Consider the following 14,526-nt stretch of genomic DNA (forward strand, 5'->3'; position numbering starts at 1 on the left):
TTCGGATTTTTTGATGGTTCGGCTAGCGTTCTACCCGCTATTCGGCATATTGGGGGATGCCCTTAGGCGCTATGATACCGGCCTGACATCAGCGCCCACCGTTACGAAACGTTGCGAAACGGTCATCCGGGTACGCTGGGGTGCCTTGTTTTCGCCGTTCGCGAGACGAACAGGGCGTTGACTGAAAAGAATGATATTCGGCCAGTAATCGATGATTGAAAACCAGCGAGAATCAGTTTCTCTGCGGCGCGCATGCGCGTCGCTGGCCATGGCGGCGCTGCTTGCGGGCTGCGCGTCGCAACCGGACGCGATCCAGCGGAAAACCGGCTGGATGCGGGCGGAAGTCGCCGACTCCTATATCTATGCGTATCCGCTCGTGCTGATGGACGTCGCGAAGGAAGCGGCCACGGGCGGCGATGGCGCGCAGCCGGGGCAGGCGCCGCTCAACACGCTGCGCCACGCGCAGGCGCTGCCGCCCGTCGGCGCGGTCAATCCGCCGCTGCCGGGCGTCGACACGCTCGACTCGACCGGCTGGCTCGACGTCGCCGCCGAACCCGTGATCGTCACGCTGCCCGACACGCGCGGCCGCTACTGGGATGCGCGCGCGCTCGACATGTGGACGAACGTGCTGTGGTCGTCGTCGAGCGTCGCGGCACGCGGCGCTCGTGGCGTCGGCCGGTCGCAAACGATTGCCTTCGCCGCGAAGGACTGGCAGGGCACGCTGCCGAAGGGCGCGCTGCGCGTCGACGTGCCGTCCGCCAATGCATGGCTCGAGGTGCGGCTGCAGACGAGCGGCGGGCGCGACCTGACGAACGTGAAGAAGCTGCAGCGCGCGATCCGCGTGGTGCCGCTGTCGGTCTACACGGGTGCCGAGCGTGGCGCATCGGTCGCGGTCCATGCGGGCAGCGCGCCGTCCGAAGCGGTGGGCGGCGGCACGCCGGCCGAGCAGGTGGCCGCGCTCGACCCGAAGGCGTTCTTCACGCGCTTCGCGCAGGCGCTGCAGGACAATCCGCCGCCGGCCGACGACGCGCACGCGCAGGAATCGCTCGCCGACATCGGCGTGACGGCCGGCTACCCGGTGCTGTGGACGGGCGACCGTCTGACGGCCGCGACGGCCGGCGTCGCCGAGGCGCGCGCACGGCTCGCGACGCCGCCGTCGAACCTGCTGAACGCGAACGGCTGGACCTGGATCGGCGATACGGCCGGCAAGTACGGCCAGGACTACGCACTGCGCGCATACGCGGCTTACACGCAGTTCGGCGCCGCGACGCGCGACGACGAAACGCTCGCGATCACCCGCGTCGACAGCGACGGCCATCCGCTGAACGGCGCGAACCGCTACGTGCTGCATTTCGCGCCGGGCGCGCTGCCGCCGGTGCGCGCGTTCTGGACGCTCACGCCGTACACGACCAACGGCGCGCTGCCCGACGTCGGGTCGGCGCGCCGCTCGCTCGGCGATCGCGACCGGCTGCGCCGCAATCGCGACGGCTCGATCGACGTCGTCGTGTCGGCATCGCCGGGCGGCACGCATGCGGCCAACTGGCTGCCGGCGCCGCGAACCGATTTCGCGCTCGCGTTGCGCCTGTACGCGCCGAAGCCGCAGGCGAGCGACGGGTCGTGGATGCCGCCCGTCGTCGTCCGGAAATGAACGGTTGACCGCCGCCGTTGTCCGACCGGCGGGCGCGGCGGCGGCGCCCGATCTCCGTTCCGTCCCCTCCTGAGCCTATACTTTCGGGATAGCGTGCGCGGCCGCACCGGTTGACCGGCGCGGCCCGGCATCCATTCCCGAGGCATTCAAGCATGGCAAGCGCAGACAAAGAAACCGTAACCTCGACCCTCCATGCCCTCGGCGGCGTTGCACGCTCCCGCCGGACCCGGCGTATCGGCATCGGCGTGCTGATCTTCGTCGTTTTATTCGGACTGCTCGGCTTCTTCGCGGCGCCGCCGCTGATCCGCCATGTCGCCGAACAGCAGTTGAGCAAGCAGCTCGACCGGCCGGCCACGATCCAGCGCATCGCGCTGAACCCGTACACGCTGAACCTCGAAGCCGACGGCATTCATCTCGGCGAGCGCGGCGGCCAGGGCGATTTCGTCGACATCGGCAAGCTCGTCGTGAGGCCGTCGTGGTCGTCGCTGTTCCGCGGCGCGCCGATCGTCAACGAAATCCGCCTCGATTCGCCGCGCTTTCACGTCATCCGCTACGACGCGCAGCGCTTCAACTTCACCGACCTGATCGAGAAGTTCTCGTCGCCGTCGCCGAAGCCGGACAGCAAGCCGACGCCGTTCTCGGTATCGAACATCCAGGTCAACGACGGCCGGATCGACTTCGACGACCGCCTGCTGAACGAAAAGCACGTGGTCGACAACTGGACGCTCGGCATTCCGTACATCGCGACGCTGGCCTCGAAGACCGACATCTTCGTCGAGCCGACGCTGCGCGCACGCTTCGACGGCAGCCCGATCTCGATCGACGGCAAGACCAAGCCGTTCGCGCAGTCGCGCGAATCGGAGATCGCGCTGAAGTTCGACCGTATCGACGTGCCGAAGCTGATTTCGTACGTGCCGGCGAAGCTGCCGGTGGCCGTGACGAGCGGCCTGCTCAGCAGCAACCTCACGGTCAATTTCGTGATGAGCGGCGAGACGCCCGCGCTGCGTGTGTCGGGCACCGTCGACCTGAACGACGCGAAGGTGACCGACCGCGCGTCGGCGCCGCTGTTCGCCGCGCGCGGCGTGCACGTCGCGGCGGCCGGCCTCGAGCCGTTGCGCAACGCGATGCACTTCGACGAGATCCGGCTCGACCAGCCGGTGGTCGATCTGTCGCGCGACAAGCAGGGCGTGCTGAACGTCGAGAAGCTCGTCGCGCAACCGGCCGCCGCGCCGAAGGCCGCGGCCGGCCAGCCGGTCGCGTCGGCCGCCGCCGTTTCCGGTGCGTCCGCCGCGTCCCGTACCGCCGTCGCCGCCGCCAGCGGCGCGAAGGCCGAAGGCAGCGCCGCCGCGAAGGTAGCACCGCCGCTCGACCTGACGATCCGCCACGTCGCGATCGACGGCGGCACGATCAACATCGACGACCGCGTGCCCGCGACGCCGACCGCGATGTCGCTGACGAAGCTCGCCGCGACGCTCGACGGCTTCTCGCTGCAGGGCAAGACGCCGGCGAAGTACACGCTGTCGACGTCGTTGTCGCGCGGCGGCGACGTGAAGGCCGAAGGCGCGTTCAACCTCGCCGCGAAGCAGGCCGACACGAAGCTGACGGTCGCCGCGCTCGCGCTGCCGGCGCTGCAGCCGTACCTCGGCGAGGCGACGCGTGCGCGCGTGCTCGACGGCACGCTCGGCGCGACCGTCAACGCGAAGACCGACTGGGGCAAGACGCCGCTCGCCGCGGAAGTCGCCGACAGCACGGTCAGCCTGAAGTCGCTGAAGATCGCCGCGCCGGACAACAAGGCGCCCGCGATCGCGCTGCCCGACGCGAATGCGAAGATCACGAAGGTCGACGTCGCCGCGCGCACCGCGGAGATCGCGAGCGTCGACGCGACGGGCCTCGCGCTCGACGTGAAGCGGCTGAAGGACGGCAAGATCGACCTCGCGGCGCTGGCCGAACCCGCTCAGGCGGCGGTGCCGGCGCGCACGGTCGCGCGCAAGGCCCAGGCCGCCGCGCCGACGTGGCACTACCGGATCGACGCGCTGAACGTGAAGGACGGGGCCGCGAACTTCACCGACCTGTCGACGCCGCGCCCGGTGAAGCTGGCGATCAAGCCGCTGGAGCTGTCGGTGCAGAAGGTGAGCGACGACCTGACGAAGCCGCTGCCCGTGCAACTGAAGGCGACGCTGAACCGCAAGGGCTCGCTGAACGTGACGGGCGACGTGACCGCGCAGCCGCTGAAGCTCGGCCTGAAGATCAACGGCAACCGCCTCGACGCGGCCGCGTTCGAGCCGTACTTCGGCAGCGCGCTGAACGCGACGATCGCGAGCGCGCTGCTCAACGCGCAGGGCAACCTGACGTTCGCGCAGGTGAAGGACACGCCCCGCGCGACCTACCGCGGCGACGTCGCGCTGGTCGACGTGCGGATGCTCGACAAGGCGACCTCCGACCCGTTCGCCGGCTGGCGCTCGCTCGCGCTGTCCAACCTGAAGGCGAACTACGACGAGAAGGGCACCGACGTCGACGCGGCGCGCGTGACGTTCTCGAACTTCTACGGCCGCGTGCTGCTCGACGCGCAGGGGCGGCTGAACCTGAAGGACGTGGTCGCGAAGGAGACGGGCCCCGCGCAGTCGCTCACGCGCGACGCGAGCAAGGGCGAGCCGGTGCCGCTGTCGCCGGGCGTGACGCCGCCGGCCGCCGCGCAGGCCGCATCGGCCGCGGCCGCGCAGCAGGCGTCCGTACCGGCCGCCGCGTCGGCGACGGTGGTCGTGAAGGCCGCGCCGCAGCCGCAGAACCCGGTGCGGATGCACTTCGGCGAACTGGTGCTGCAGAACGGCCGCGTCACGTACACGGACAACTTCATCAAGCCGAACTACACCGCGAACCTCGTCGCGATCAAGGGCACGGTCGGTGCGTTCGGCACGGATTCGACGACGTCCGCGCCGGTCGACGTCGCCGCGAACCTCGCGGGCAACGGGCCGATCTCGATCAAGGGCTCGGTGAATCCGCTGATCGAGAAACCGGCGCTCGACCTCACGGCGGTCGCGCACGATATCGAGCTGACCAACCTGACGCCGTATTCGGCGAAGTACGCGGGCTACCCGATCACGAAGGGCAAGCTCAACGTCGACCTGCACTACCAGCTCGCGAACGACCAGCTGTCGGCGAACAACCACATCTTCATCGACCAGCTCACGTTCGGCGATCGCATCGAGAACGACACGGCGACGAAGCTGCCGGTGAAGCTGGCGATCTCGCTCTTGAAGAACACGCGCGGCCAGATCGACGTGAACCTGCCGGTGTCGGGCTCGCTGTCGAATCCGGAGTTCAGCGTCGGCGGGCTGATCTGGCACGCCGTGCTGAACCTGATCGCGAAGGCCGTCACGTCGCCGTTCACGCTGCTCGCGAATGCGTTCGGCGGAGGCGGCGGCGAGGATCTCGGCTACGTCGAGTTCGCGCCGGGCTCGTCCGAACTGACCGACGCGCAGCAGAAGAAGCTCGACACCGTCGTGAAGATGCTGACCGAGAAACCGTCGATCCGCCTCGACCTGATCGGCCGGGTCGATCCGGCGCAGGACACGCCGGGGCTGCGCGACGCGTACGTCGAGCGGCTGGTGCGCCAGCAGAAGCTGAAGGACGTGGTCGGCCAGGGCGAGAGCATCGACCCGATGTCGGTGAAGGTCGACAAGGCCGAATACTCGAAGTACCTGACGCGCGCGTACAAGGCCGCCGACTTCAAGAAGCCGCGCAACCTCGTCGGCCTGCAGAAGACGCTGCCCGATGCGGACATGAAGCAGGCGCTCGCCGATCACGCGCCGGCCGACGACAACGCGCTGCGTGCGCTCGCGCAGCAGCGCGCGCAGGTCGTGCGCCAGTACCTCGACGGCAAGATCGATGCGAGCCGCATGTTCGTCGTCGCGCCGAAGCTCGACGCGAAGGGCATTTCGGACAAGGGCGCGACGACCCGCGTCGATTTCGGGCTGCAGTAAGCGCGACCGCCTTCCGTCATCCGACGCCGCGCCCGCACCCGCCGGGCGCGGCGGTTTTTTCAGCGTCCTTCAGCGCCCGGCGATCGCCGGTTCGCGCTTGTCCAGCTCCTTCCTCGCGGCCAGCGGCAGACGCGCGTCGTCCCACTGCGTCAGCCACTCGACTTCCTTCGCGGTGAACACCTGTCCGTAGTTGCGCAGTGCGTACTGCAGCGCGTCGACGACGTGATGGCGGATGATTTCGGGGGTACGTGCATCGTCCAGCACGAACCGGAGGGCTTCCAGGGTCGACATACTCGTGCTCCGGGTCAGGGAAAACCCTTTATCACACACCAATAGTCGCGGGCCAAGCCGAAAAAAAATCCCGCTGCACGGCGGGCGCACGCGATGACCGCCGATTGCGACCGCTTCGTGTCATTTGCGATTGGTTACGTTTGACAGAGAACAGAAAGCCCCGCTTCATCCGAGCGCCGCACGATCCGGCGATATTTTGTGCGCCTGATGGCAGGTCACGCAGTTCAACATCAATCGGTGAGGTGGGGTGATGATTTCCAGGTTCGTCAAGCAACGGAAAATGGCGGTGATGGTGGCGGGCGCGCTGGCGCTCGCCGGCGCGGGCGTGCATGCGGCGCAACAGGACGGCAACGCTCAGGGCGAGGGCAACGGGCGGGCGAGCCGCGTCGTGAAGCACGTGCTGCTGCTGAGCATCGATGGCCTGCACGAGCAGGATCTCGCGCGCTGCATCGGCGCAAATACGTGCCCGAACATCGCGGTGCTCGCGAAGAGCGGCGTGACGTACGCGAATGCGTATACGCCGGGCCTGTCGGATTCGTTCCCGGGCCTCGCCGCACTCGTGACGGGCGGTTCGCCGAAGACGGCCGGCCTGTTCTACGACGTGTCGTACGACCGCAACCTGTACGCGCCGAGCGACACGACCTGCTCGGGCAAGCAGGGCTGGAACGTCGTGTTCGACGAGACGACCGGCATCGATGCGCTCAACGGCGGCGCGCTCGTGCACCTCGACGGCGGCGGCGCGTTCAATCCGCAGGCGATCCCGCATGCGAAGGTCAACGGCCAGTGCGTGCCGGTCTACCCGCACAACTACGTGAAGACCAACACGGTGTTCGAGGCCGTGAAGGCCGGCGTGCCGAACGCGCGCACCGCGTGGGCCGACAAGCACGCGTGGGGCTACGACTGGCTGAACGGCCCGTCGGGCACGGGCGTCGACGACCTGATGCGCACCGAGATCAACTCGATCGACCCGGCGACCAACACGGCCTACACCGACGTCTACTCGCACACCGCGCGCTTCGACAACCTGCACGTGCAGGCGCTGATCAACCAGATCGGCGGCCGCGATTCGACCGGCACGAAGAGCGCGCCGGTGCCGACGCTGTTCGGCGCGAATTTCCAGACGCTGAGCGTCGCGCAGAAGGCGCCGGTCGCGAAGGGCGGCGGCTATCTCGACGCCGACTTCACGCCGAACGGGCAGGTCGCGAACGCGATCACGTATGTCGACGACGCGATCGGCCGCGTCGTCGCGGCGCTGAAGCAGGCGAACCTGTATACGTCGACGGCCGTGATCGTCACGGCCAAGCACGGCCAGTCGCCGAGCGATCGCACGAAGCTCGTGAAGAACGGCGACACGCTGACGAAGCTGCTCGAAGCGAACAACTTCCTCGACCCGAACGGCAACTTCGGCCAGAACAATACGGCGACGGGCAACCTGAACGACGGTTCGGGCCTGGTCGGCACGGGCTTCGTGCAGACCGACGACGTCGGGCTGATCTGGCTGCGCGACCGCAGCCAGCGCACGGCGGTGGTGCAGACGCTGAAGGCGAACCTCGGCTGCAACGCGCCGGGAATCTGCGCGGACGGCCCGCAGGCGTACGTGCTGTACGGCGCGGCGCTCGCCGATCGCTTCGGCGATCCGGCCAACGGCCGCACGCCGGACATCGTCGTCCAGCCGAATCCGGGCGTGATCTACACGTCGAGCACGAAGAAGGACGAGGAGCACGGCGGCAACGCGCCGGACGACAGCCACCTGGGCCTGCTCGTGTCGTATCCGGGCATTCATCGTGCGCGCACGGTGAACGATCTCGTCGGCACGAAGCAGGTCGCGCCGACGATCCTCGCGCTGCTCGGCGCCGACCCGCGCCTGCTGCAGGCGGTCGTGGCCGAGAACACGCACGTGTTGCCGGGGCTCGGTATCGGGCGTTGAGCGTGGGGAAGGGCAGTGCGCCTGCGGCATGACCGGGGCGCATCGAACGGTAGAACCTGGCGAATCGGCCGGCGATATGAAAACAGCCGCTGCGATCGTCGTTCGATCGCAGCGGCCGCTTCGCCTACTTCACCGCAAACAGCGTCAGGTTCATGAAGATCTTGAACGCATAGCCGAGCGTGACGGCGCCGACCACGCCACCCGCCCACAAGACGACGAACCACATCCAGCCGCGCATTCGCGGCCGCGGCGCGCCGGGCTGGCCGGCAGAGGAATCAGTGGTGGTAGTAATGCTGGTCTTCATGGCGCACCTTGCCTCGGAATACCCAGTAACCCATCGTCGTGTAGGCGATGATGATCGGGAGGATAACCGCTGCGCCGACCAGCGTGAAGGTCTGGCTCGAACGCGGCGCCGCCGCTTCCCAGATCGTCATCGTCTGCGGAATCGCATACGGGAACAGCGTGACGAGCAGGCCGACGTAGCCGAGCAGCACCAGCGCCAGCGCGAGCACGAACGGCGTCATGTCGTGCCGGTCGCGCACCGCGCGGCGCATCCACACCGCGCACGCGGCCACCAGGAACGGCACCGGCAGCAGGCGCCAGAACAGCCCCGAATCGAACCAGCGCTGCGCGATGGCCGGATCCTGCAGCGGCGTCCACAGGCTGACGACCGCGATGAAGCCGAGCAGCACGACGGTCAGCGGCCACACGACGCGATGCAGGCGGCGCTGCAGGTCGCCTTCGGTCTTCGCGACGAGCCAGCAGCAGCCGAGCAGCGCGTACGTGACGATCAGGCCGAGGCCGGTCAGCAGGCTGAACGGCGTGAGCCAGTCGAATGCGCCGCCGGCGTATACGCCGTCCTTCACGTCGATGCCTTGCAGGAATGCGCCGAGCGCGATGCCCTGGAACAGCGTCGCGCCGGCCGAGCCGCCGATGAACGCGAGATCCCACAGCTGCTTCGTGCGCCGCGCCTTCGCGCGAATCTCGAACGACACGCCGCGGAAGATCAGGCACACCAGCATGAAGATCAGCGGCAGGTACAGCGCCGACAGCACGGTCGAATAGACGACCGGGAACACCGCGAACAGCCCGGCGCCGCCGAGCACGAGCCACGTCTCGTTGCCGTCCCACACGGGCGCGACCGTGTTCATCATCAGGTCGCGTTCCTTCTCGTCCGGGAAGAACGGGAAGACGATGCCGATGCCGAGGTCGAAGCCGTCGAGCACGACGTACATGAAGAGCCCCAATGCGATGATCGCGGCCCAGATTACGGTGACGTCCATAGGTTTTCTCGTATGCGAAGGGAGGGGGCTCAGACGGTCTCGATCAGCTCGTCGACGGCCGACATCGGGCGGCGCGCGGTGTGATCGGGGCGCGTGTCCGGCTTCTCGTCATGTGCGACGTCGGGCAGCGCGGGGCCGGCCTTCATCAGCTTCAGCATGTAGTACACGCCGGTACCGAACACCAGGAAGTACACGATCACGAACGTCATCATCGACAGGCTGACCTGCTGCACCGACAGCGGCGACACGGCCTGCGCGGTGCGCATCACGCCATACACGACCCACGGCTGGCGGCCGGCTTCGGTCGTCACCCAGCCCGCGAGCAGCGACACGAAGCCGGTCGGGCCCATCGCGAGCGCGAAGCGCTGGAACCCCTTCGATTCATACAGGCGGCCGCGGCGGCGCAGCAGCCAGGCGAGCGCGGCCAGGCCGATCATCGCGAAGCCGAGGCCGACCATGATCCGGAAGCTCCAGAACACGACCGTCGAGTTCGGGCGGTCTTCGGGCGGGAAGTCCTTCAGCCCGCGGATCTCGCCGTCCCAGCTGTGCGTGAGGATCAGGCTGCCGAGGTGCGGCACTTTCACCGCGTAGCGGGTCGTTTCCGCCTTCATGTCCGGGATGCCGAACAGGTTCAGCGCGGTGCCGCCCTTTTCGGTTTCCCACAGCCCTTCGATCGCGGCGATCTTCGCGGGCTGGTGCTTCAGCGTGTTGATGCCGTGCTGGTCGCCGATCACGGCCTGCAGCGGCGCGAGCACGAGCAGCAGCCACAGCGCCATCGAGAACATCTTCTTCACGCCCTTGTCGCGGCGGCCCTTGAGCAGGTGCCACGCGCCCGTCGCGGCCACCACCAGCGCGGCGACGATGAACGCGGCGATCGCCATGTGGAACAGGCGGTACGGGAACGACGGGTTGAAGACGATCGCGAACCAGTCGGTCGGCACGACGCGGCCGTCGACGATCTCGAAGCCCTGCGGCGTCTGCATCCAGCTGTTCGACGCGAGGATCCAGAACGTCGAGATCAGCGTGCCGATCGCGACCATCAGCGTCGCGCCGAAGTGCGCGCGCGGGCTCACGCGGTTCCAGCCGAACAGCATGATGCCGAGGAAGCCGGCCTCGAGGAAGAACGCGGTCATGACCTCGTACATCAGCAGCGGGCCGGTGACGGCGCCGGCGAAGCTCGAGAAGCCCGACCAATTGGTGCCGAACTGGTAGCTCATCACGACGCCGGACACGACGCCCATCCCGAACGCGACCGCGAAAATCTTCGACCAGAACAGGCAGAGCGTTTTGTAGTACTGCTTGCCGGTCTTGAGCCAGCGGTATTCGAGCACGGCGATGAAGCTGGCGAGGCCGATGCTCAGCGCCGGAAAGACGATGTGAAAGGAGACGGTGAACGCGAATTGCAGGCGGGCCAGATCGAGGGCCGAAAGTGCGGTGTCCATACCAGATGACCGAGGCTGACGATACCCGCCGGCGGGTGCCGGCGGACCCCGGCGGACAGGCGTCGGGGTTGGCTGGAGTATGGGCCGCGATGTTGCACCGCGAAATGCGCCAACTCGTCGCAGATGTCCAGACCGTCGCGCGCCCTTTCCGGATAAATCGTTGATTCGTATCAAGAAGGGCGTTCGCGGTACGCATCGCCGCGGCGTGGCGGTCTGACGCACGTGCGTCAATATGGCGCGTCGCGTCATCGGAACGGTTTTGCGCAGGAGCCAGGCAGCGGGCAGGGAGGCGATTCGTTTCGGTGCGTTAAACGCGTAACGCGATCGTCCGGACCGCGCGAGCCGTCGGCGGGCCGTCTGTCACACGGGTAACGTCGCGCAACATTCGCGCGTTCGCCCGTAATGGAAGCCAGACCGCGCGCGGCGTAGCGTTCCGGATGTCGGGTTCGCATCGACGAACCGGCCTGCCGGAGAACGTGACGTGAATGGATTGAAGCTCGCGCTGGGCGCGGCCACCGCGGTGGCGGTCGCGACGGGCGGCGTGGCGCATGCCGCCCGGGTCGGGGTCTATGTCGGCCCCGGTTACCCGTATTACGCCCCTGTCGTCCCTGTGCCGTACTACTACCCGCCGCCCGTCGTCGCGGTGCCGGTCGCTCCGCCGCCGCCGCCCGAGTATGTCGAGAAGGGGCAGCCACAGGACAACGGCGACGCGAACCTCTGGTACTACTGCGACGCGTCGAAGCATTACTACCCGCATGTGAAGACCTGTGCGTCGGGCTGGCGACCGGTGCCGGCGCGGCCGCAGTGACGGAGGCACGACGATGAAGACCGTATTTCGACCGCTGCGCGTGCCGGCCGCGCTGGCGCTGGCCGGGCTGCTCGGGGCATGCGCGTACATGCCGACCGGGCCGAGCGTGATGGCGCTGCCGGGCACCGGCAAGTCGTTCGACCAGTTCCGCGCGGACGACGGCAGTTGCCGTCAGTACGCGTTCGAGCAATCGGGCGGCGTGAGCGCCGGGCAGGCGTCGACCGCGAGCGCGGTCGGCAGCGCGGCCGTCGGCACCGCGCTCGGCGCGGCGGCCGGCGCCGCGTTCAACGGCGGCGCCGGCGCGGCGGTCGGCGCGGGCGCGGGGCTGCTCGCGGGCAGCGTCGTCGGCGCGGGGGCCGCGCAGGGCTCGGCGTACGACGTCCAGCGCCGCTACGACTACGCGTATCTGCAGTGCATGTATGCGACCGGCAACCGTGTGCCGGTGCCGGGCGGGATGAGCGGCGGCGGTGGCGCGTATGGCGGTGGCGGATACGGCGGTGCGCCGCGCGCGGCGCCGCCGATGCCGCCGGCCGGCATCCAGCCGCCGCCGCCGCGATATTGATCCGCACGATCGCGCGCCTCCATCGGCACGCGCGGCGTGAATTGCGTACACTCTGAGTCTCGTTTTCGGCAGGGCCGGACGCTGGGATGCCGGCTCGCGTTTACTCAGGGCACAGCGATGATCGATTTACGCAGCGATACCGTGACACGTCCGAGCCAGGCGATGCTGGCCGCCATGACCGTCGCCGAAACCGGCGACGACGTCTGGGGCGACGACCCGACCGTCCTGCGCCTGCAGGCGGCGACGGCCGAGCTGGCCGGCAAGGAAGCCGGCCTGTTCTTTCCGAGCGGCACGCAGAGCAACCTGGCCGCGCTGATGTCGCATTGCGAGCGCGGCGACGAGTACATCGTCGGCCAGCTCGCGCACACCTACAAGTACGAAGGCGGCGGCGCGGCCGTGCTCGGCAGCATCCAGCCGCAACCGATCGAGAACGCGCCGGACGGCACGCTGCCGCTCGCGAAGATCGCCGCGGCGATCAAGCCGCTCGACAACCACTTCGCCCGCACGCGCCTGCTCGCGCTCGAAAACACGATCGGCGGCCAGGTCTTGCCGGAAGGCTATGTGCAGGAAGCCGTCGCGCTCGCGCGCAGCCGCGGGCTGTCCACGCACCTCGACGGCGCGCGCGTATGCAATGCGGCCGTCGCGTCGGGTCGTCCGATCGCGGCGCTGTGCGCGCCGTTCGACACCGTGTCGATCTGCTTCTCGAAGGGGCTCGGTGCGCCGGTCGGCTCCGTGCTGGTCGGCAGCCGTGCGCTGATCGAGCGCGCGCAGCGCTGGCGCAAGGTGCTGGGCGGCGGGATGCGGCAGTCGGGCATTCTTGCGGCGGCGTGCCTGTATGCGCTGGATCACAACGTCGAGCGGCTCGCGGACGATCACGCGAATGCCGCGCACCTCGCGGAAGGGCTCGCGCGCATCGATCCGGTGAAGGTGCTGTCGCAGGCGACGAACATGGTGTTCGCGCAATTCCCCGAAGCCGATTGCGCGCCGCTCGAGGCGTGGCTCAAGGCGCGCGGGATCCTCACGCAGATGCTGTACGCGTCGCGCTTCGTCACGCATTGCGACGTGTCGCGCGCGGACATCGATACCTTCATCGACGCGGTCGGCGCGTATTTCGCGCAGCGTCGCGCGTAACGCGGAGTGCGCCGGCCGGCGGCGGGCCGGCGCGACGCGGCATGACGCAAGACACGGAAGGGGCGCGGCGCGTTCGCGGTCGATCCTTGCCGTGCCGGCGGATTACGCTTGCGGCGGCGTGTCGACGGGCGGCGTGCCGTCGTGGAACAGCGATTTCAACTGCGTGCGCAGTTCGGCGCTGTCGGTGTGCTGGTGCACCGAGACCGCGTGTTGCACGGCGGCTTCCAGCAGTTCGGTGTCGGAGTCGGCGGCAATGGCGACCGAGCAATGCGTCGCGCTGGGAAACTCGCGGCAATCGATATAGCGGCGGGACATGATGTTCTCCTCACAGGAAAGGGAACGGCCGGACCGGGATGAGCGGCCGCGCGGCGCGTTTGCGAGGCCGGTGGAAAAAGTATAGGCGGCGCGGCCGAGTTTCTCGTCGCAGTGCTTGCCGCGCCGGCCGGCCGTGTCGATCACCGTCGCGGCTGCCAGCGCGTCACGGCAACGGGGCGAGCAAGCGGCGCGCCGCTTCGACCACGCGCTCCGACAGCGATGCCATCGTCGGCGACTGCACGGCCCACGCGTGCCAGTACAGCGTGACGTCGGTCGGATGCGCGGGCGCCAGATCGACGAGCCCCTGCACGTCGAGCGGCGTGGGGCCGATCAGCGGCTCCGGCACCATCGCGTAGCCGAGCCCGTGCCGCACCGCCGCGAAGTGCGAATGGGTGCCCGGCACGTAGTGGCACGGGTACGCGCCGTCCGGCAGGCCGAACTTCTCCTTCAGGAACGACGACTGCAGCGTGTCGCGCCGCGAATACGCGACGACGGGCGCGTGGCGCGCGCTCGTGCGGTTCAGCCCGCGCGGAAACCAGCGCACCGCGAACGCGGCGGCCGCGAGCAGCCGGTAGCGCATCGTGCCGAGCGGCGTCGCGATGCAGCCGCGCATCGGCTTCGGCTCGGTCGTCACGCAGCCGACCGCCATCCCGCTTTCGAGCAGCGCGAACGTGTGGTCCTGATCCTCGACGATCAGCTCGAACAGGATCCGCTCGCCGGCGAGCACGGACGTCAGCGCGGGCAGGAACCACGTACCGAGGCTGTCGGCGTTCAGCGCGATCGTCACGGAGATCGGCGATTCGCGCTCGGCCGCGAGCGTGCTCTGCAGGTCGGCCTGCAGCAGCGCGACGCGGCGCAGGTGCTGCAGCACGCGCTGCCCGGCCACCGTCGGGCGGCACGGCCGCGTGCGCAGCACGAGCGGCGTGCCGAGGCTCGCTTCCAGCGCGCGCACCCGCTGCGTGACGGCCGACGCGGTCACGTGCAGGCGCACGGCCGCCTGCTCGAAGCTGCCGGTATCGGCGACGGCCAGCAGCGCGGCGGCCTGCTTCGGATCGATCGTCATCGACATGTCGGGGGCATTCCTGTGGGCGGAGACGAAAACAGGCCGTAGTGTAAGGCAGCGTGCCCTGCCGTCCCGG

12 protein-coding genes are annotated in these 14,526 nt (G+C 68.7%); 6 read left to right on the top strand and 6 right to left on the bottom strand.

All coding sequences use genetic code 11. The features are described 5' to 3' along the window. Positions 1–211: 211 nt before the first annotated feature. On the top strand, positions 212–1,648 hold the full coding sequence (locus HWX62_RS19970) for a DUF1254 domain-containing protein (protein WP_175931178.1): 1,437 nt from the start codon (positions 212–214) through the stop codon (positions 1,646–1,648). A gap of 152 nt (positions 1,649–1,800) precedes the next feature. Further along, positions 1,801–5,628, top strand: a complete 3,828-nt coding sequence (locus tag HWX62_RS19975) for a DUF748 domain-containing protein (protein ID WP_175931179.1) — start codon at positions 1,801–1,803, stop codon at positions 5,626–5,628. A gap of 69 nt (positions 5,629–5,697) precedes the next feature. Here the strand turns inward: HWX62_RS19975 and HWX62_RS19980 are convergent, their stop codons facing one another. Next, complete coding sequence (locus HWX62_RS19980; protein ID WP_011548933.1) at positions 5,698–5,919, bottom strand: hypothetical protein; 222 nt, start codon at positions 5,917–5,919, stop codon at positions 5,698–5,700. 250 nt (positions 5,920–6,169) lie between these two features. On the opposite strand from HWX62_RS19980, the gene HWX62_RS19985 reads away from it, so the two are divergent. Further along, positions 6,170–7,846 carry an alkaline phosphatase family protein gene (locus tag HWX62_RS19985; protein ID WP_175931180.1) on the top strand — a complete coding sequence of 559 codons (1,677 nt, stop codon included), beginning with the start codon at positions 6,170–6,172 and terminating at the stop codon, positions 7,844–7,846. Positions 7,847–7,970: 124 nt separating this feature from the next. On the opposite strand, the gene HWX62_RS19990 is transcribed toward HWX62_RS19985, so the two are convergent. From HWX62_RS19990 to HWX62_RS20000, 3 genes are read right to left on the bottom strand one after another with little or no spacing between them, the layout of a single operon-like run. Then, on the bottom strand, positions 7,971–8,150 hold the full coding sequence (locus HWX62_RS19990) for a hypothetical protein (RefSeq protein ID WP_175931181.1): 180 nt from the start codon (positions 8,148–8,150) through the stop codon (positions 7,971–7,973). Continuing rightward, positions 8,122–9,129 (bottom strand): cytochrome d ubiquinol oxidase subunit II, encoded by a 1,008-nt coding sequence (gene cydB / locus HWX62_RS19995; protein ID WP_175931182.1) that lies wholly within the window; start codon positions 9,127–9,129, stop codon positions 8,122–8,124. Before cydB ends, HWX62_RS19990 begins: the two co-directional genes overlap by 29 nt. A 29-nt stretch (positions 9,130–9,158) precedes the next feature. Beyond that, entirely contained in the window at positions 9,159–10,571 is a 1,413-nt protein-coding gene (locus tag HWX62_RS20000; RefSeq protein WP_175931183.1) for a cytochrome ubiquinol oxidase subunit I, read from the bottom strand. 481 nt (positions 10,572–11,052) lie between these two features. Here HWX62_RS20000 and HWX62_RS20005 point away from each other — a divergent pair, with 481 nt between their 5' ends. From HWX62_RS20005 to ltaE, 3 genes are all read left to right on the top strand, one after another. Then, complete coding sequence (locus HWX62_RS20005; RefSeq protein WP_175931184.1) at positions 11,053–11,379, top strand: hypothetical protein; 327 nt, start codon at positions 11,053–11,055, stop codon at positions 11,377–11,379. Between the two features lie 13 nt (positions 11,380–11,392). Continuing rightward, a complete protein-coding gene (locus HWX62_RS20010) occupies positions 11,393–11,941 on the top strand; it encodes a hypothetical protein (RefSeq protein ID WP_175931185.1) in 549 nt (182 codons plus the stop codon). 117 nt (positions 11,942–12,058) lie between these two features. Further along, positions 12,059–13,072 (top strand): low-specificity L-threonine aldolase, encoded by a 1,014-nt coding sequence (gene ltaE / locus HWX62_RS20015; protein ID WP_175931186.1) that lies wholly within the window; start codon positions 12,059–12,061, stop codon positions 13,070–13,072. Positions 13,073–13,174: 102 nt separating this feature from the next. On the opposite strand, the gene HWX62_RS20020 is transcribed toward ltaE, so the two are convergent. Both HWX62_RS20020 and HWX62_RS20025 read right to left on the bottom strand, forming a co-directional pair. After that, positions 13,175–13,387 carry a DUF1059 domain-containing protein gene (locus HWX62_RS20020; RefSeq protein WP_175931225.1) on the bottom strand — a complete coding sequence of 71 codons (213 nt, stop codon included), beginning with the start codon at positions 13,385–13,387 and terminating at the stop codon, positions 13,175–13,177. A gap of 163 nt (positions 13,388–13,550) precedes the next feature. Further along, on the bottom strand, positions 13,551–14,456 hold the full coding sequence (locus HWX62_RS20025; RefSeq protein WP_175931187.1) for an HTH-type transcriptional regulator ArgP: 906 nt from the start codon (positions 14,454–14,456) through the stop codon (positions 13,551–13,553). Between the last annotated feature and the right edge of the window lie 70 nt (positions 14,457–14,526).

This window comes from Burkholderia sp. BCC0506, assembly GCF_902833145.1.
Lineage (GTDB): Bacteria > Pseudomonadota > Gammaproteobacteria > Burkholderiales > Burkholderiaceae > Burkholderia.

Coding starts and splice junctions, on each gene's coding strand:
- HWX62_RS19970 (WP_175931178.1), top strand. CDS start 212: ATGATTGAAAACCAGCGAGAATCAGTTTCTCTGCGGCGCGCATGCGCG.
- HWX62_RS19985 (WP_175931180.1), top strand. CDS start 6,170: ATGATTTCCAGGTTCGTCAAGCAACGGAAAATGGCGGTGATGGTGGCG.
- HWX62_RS20000 (WP_175931183.1), bottom strand. CDS start 10,571: ATGGACACCGCACTTTCGGCCCTCGATCTGGCCCGCCTGCAATTCGCG.
- ltaE (WP_175931186.1), top strand. CDS start 12,059: ATGATCGATTTACGCAGCGATACCGTGACACGTCCGAGCCAGGCGATG.
- HWX62_RS19975 (WP_175931179.1), top strand. CDS start 1,801: ATGGCAAGCGCAGACAAAGAAACCGTAACCTCGACCCTCCATGCCCTC.
- HWX62_RS20020 (WP_175931225.1), bottom strand. CDS start 13,387: ATGTCCCGCCGCTATATCGATTGCCGCGAGTTTCCCAGCGCGACGCAT.
- cydB (WP_175931182.1), bottom strand. CDS start 9,129: ATGGACGTCACCGTAATCTGGGCCGCGATCATCGCATTGGGGCTCTTC.
- HWX62_RS20010 (WP_175931185.1), top strand. CDS start 11,393: ATGAAGACCGTATTTCGACCGCTGCGCGTGCCGGCCGCGCTGGCGCTG.
- HWX62_RS19990 (WP_175931181.1), bottom strand. CDS start 8,150: ATGAAGACCAGCATTACTACCACCACTGATTCCTCTGCCGGCCAGCCC.
- HWX62_RS20025 (WP_175931187.1), bottom strand. CDS start 14,456: ATGTCGATGACGATCGATCCGAAGCAGGCCGCCGCGCTGCTGGCCGTC.
- HWX62_RS19980 (WP_011548933.1), bottom strand. CDS start 5,919: ATGTCGACCCTGGAAGCCCTCCGGTTCGTGCTGGACGATGCACGTACC.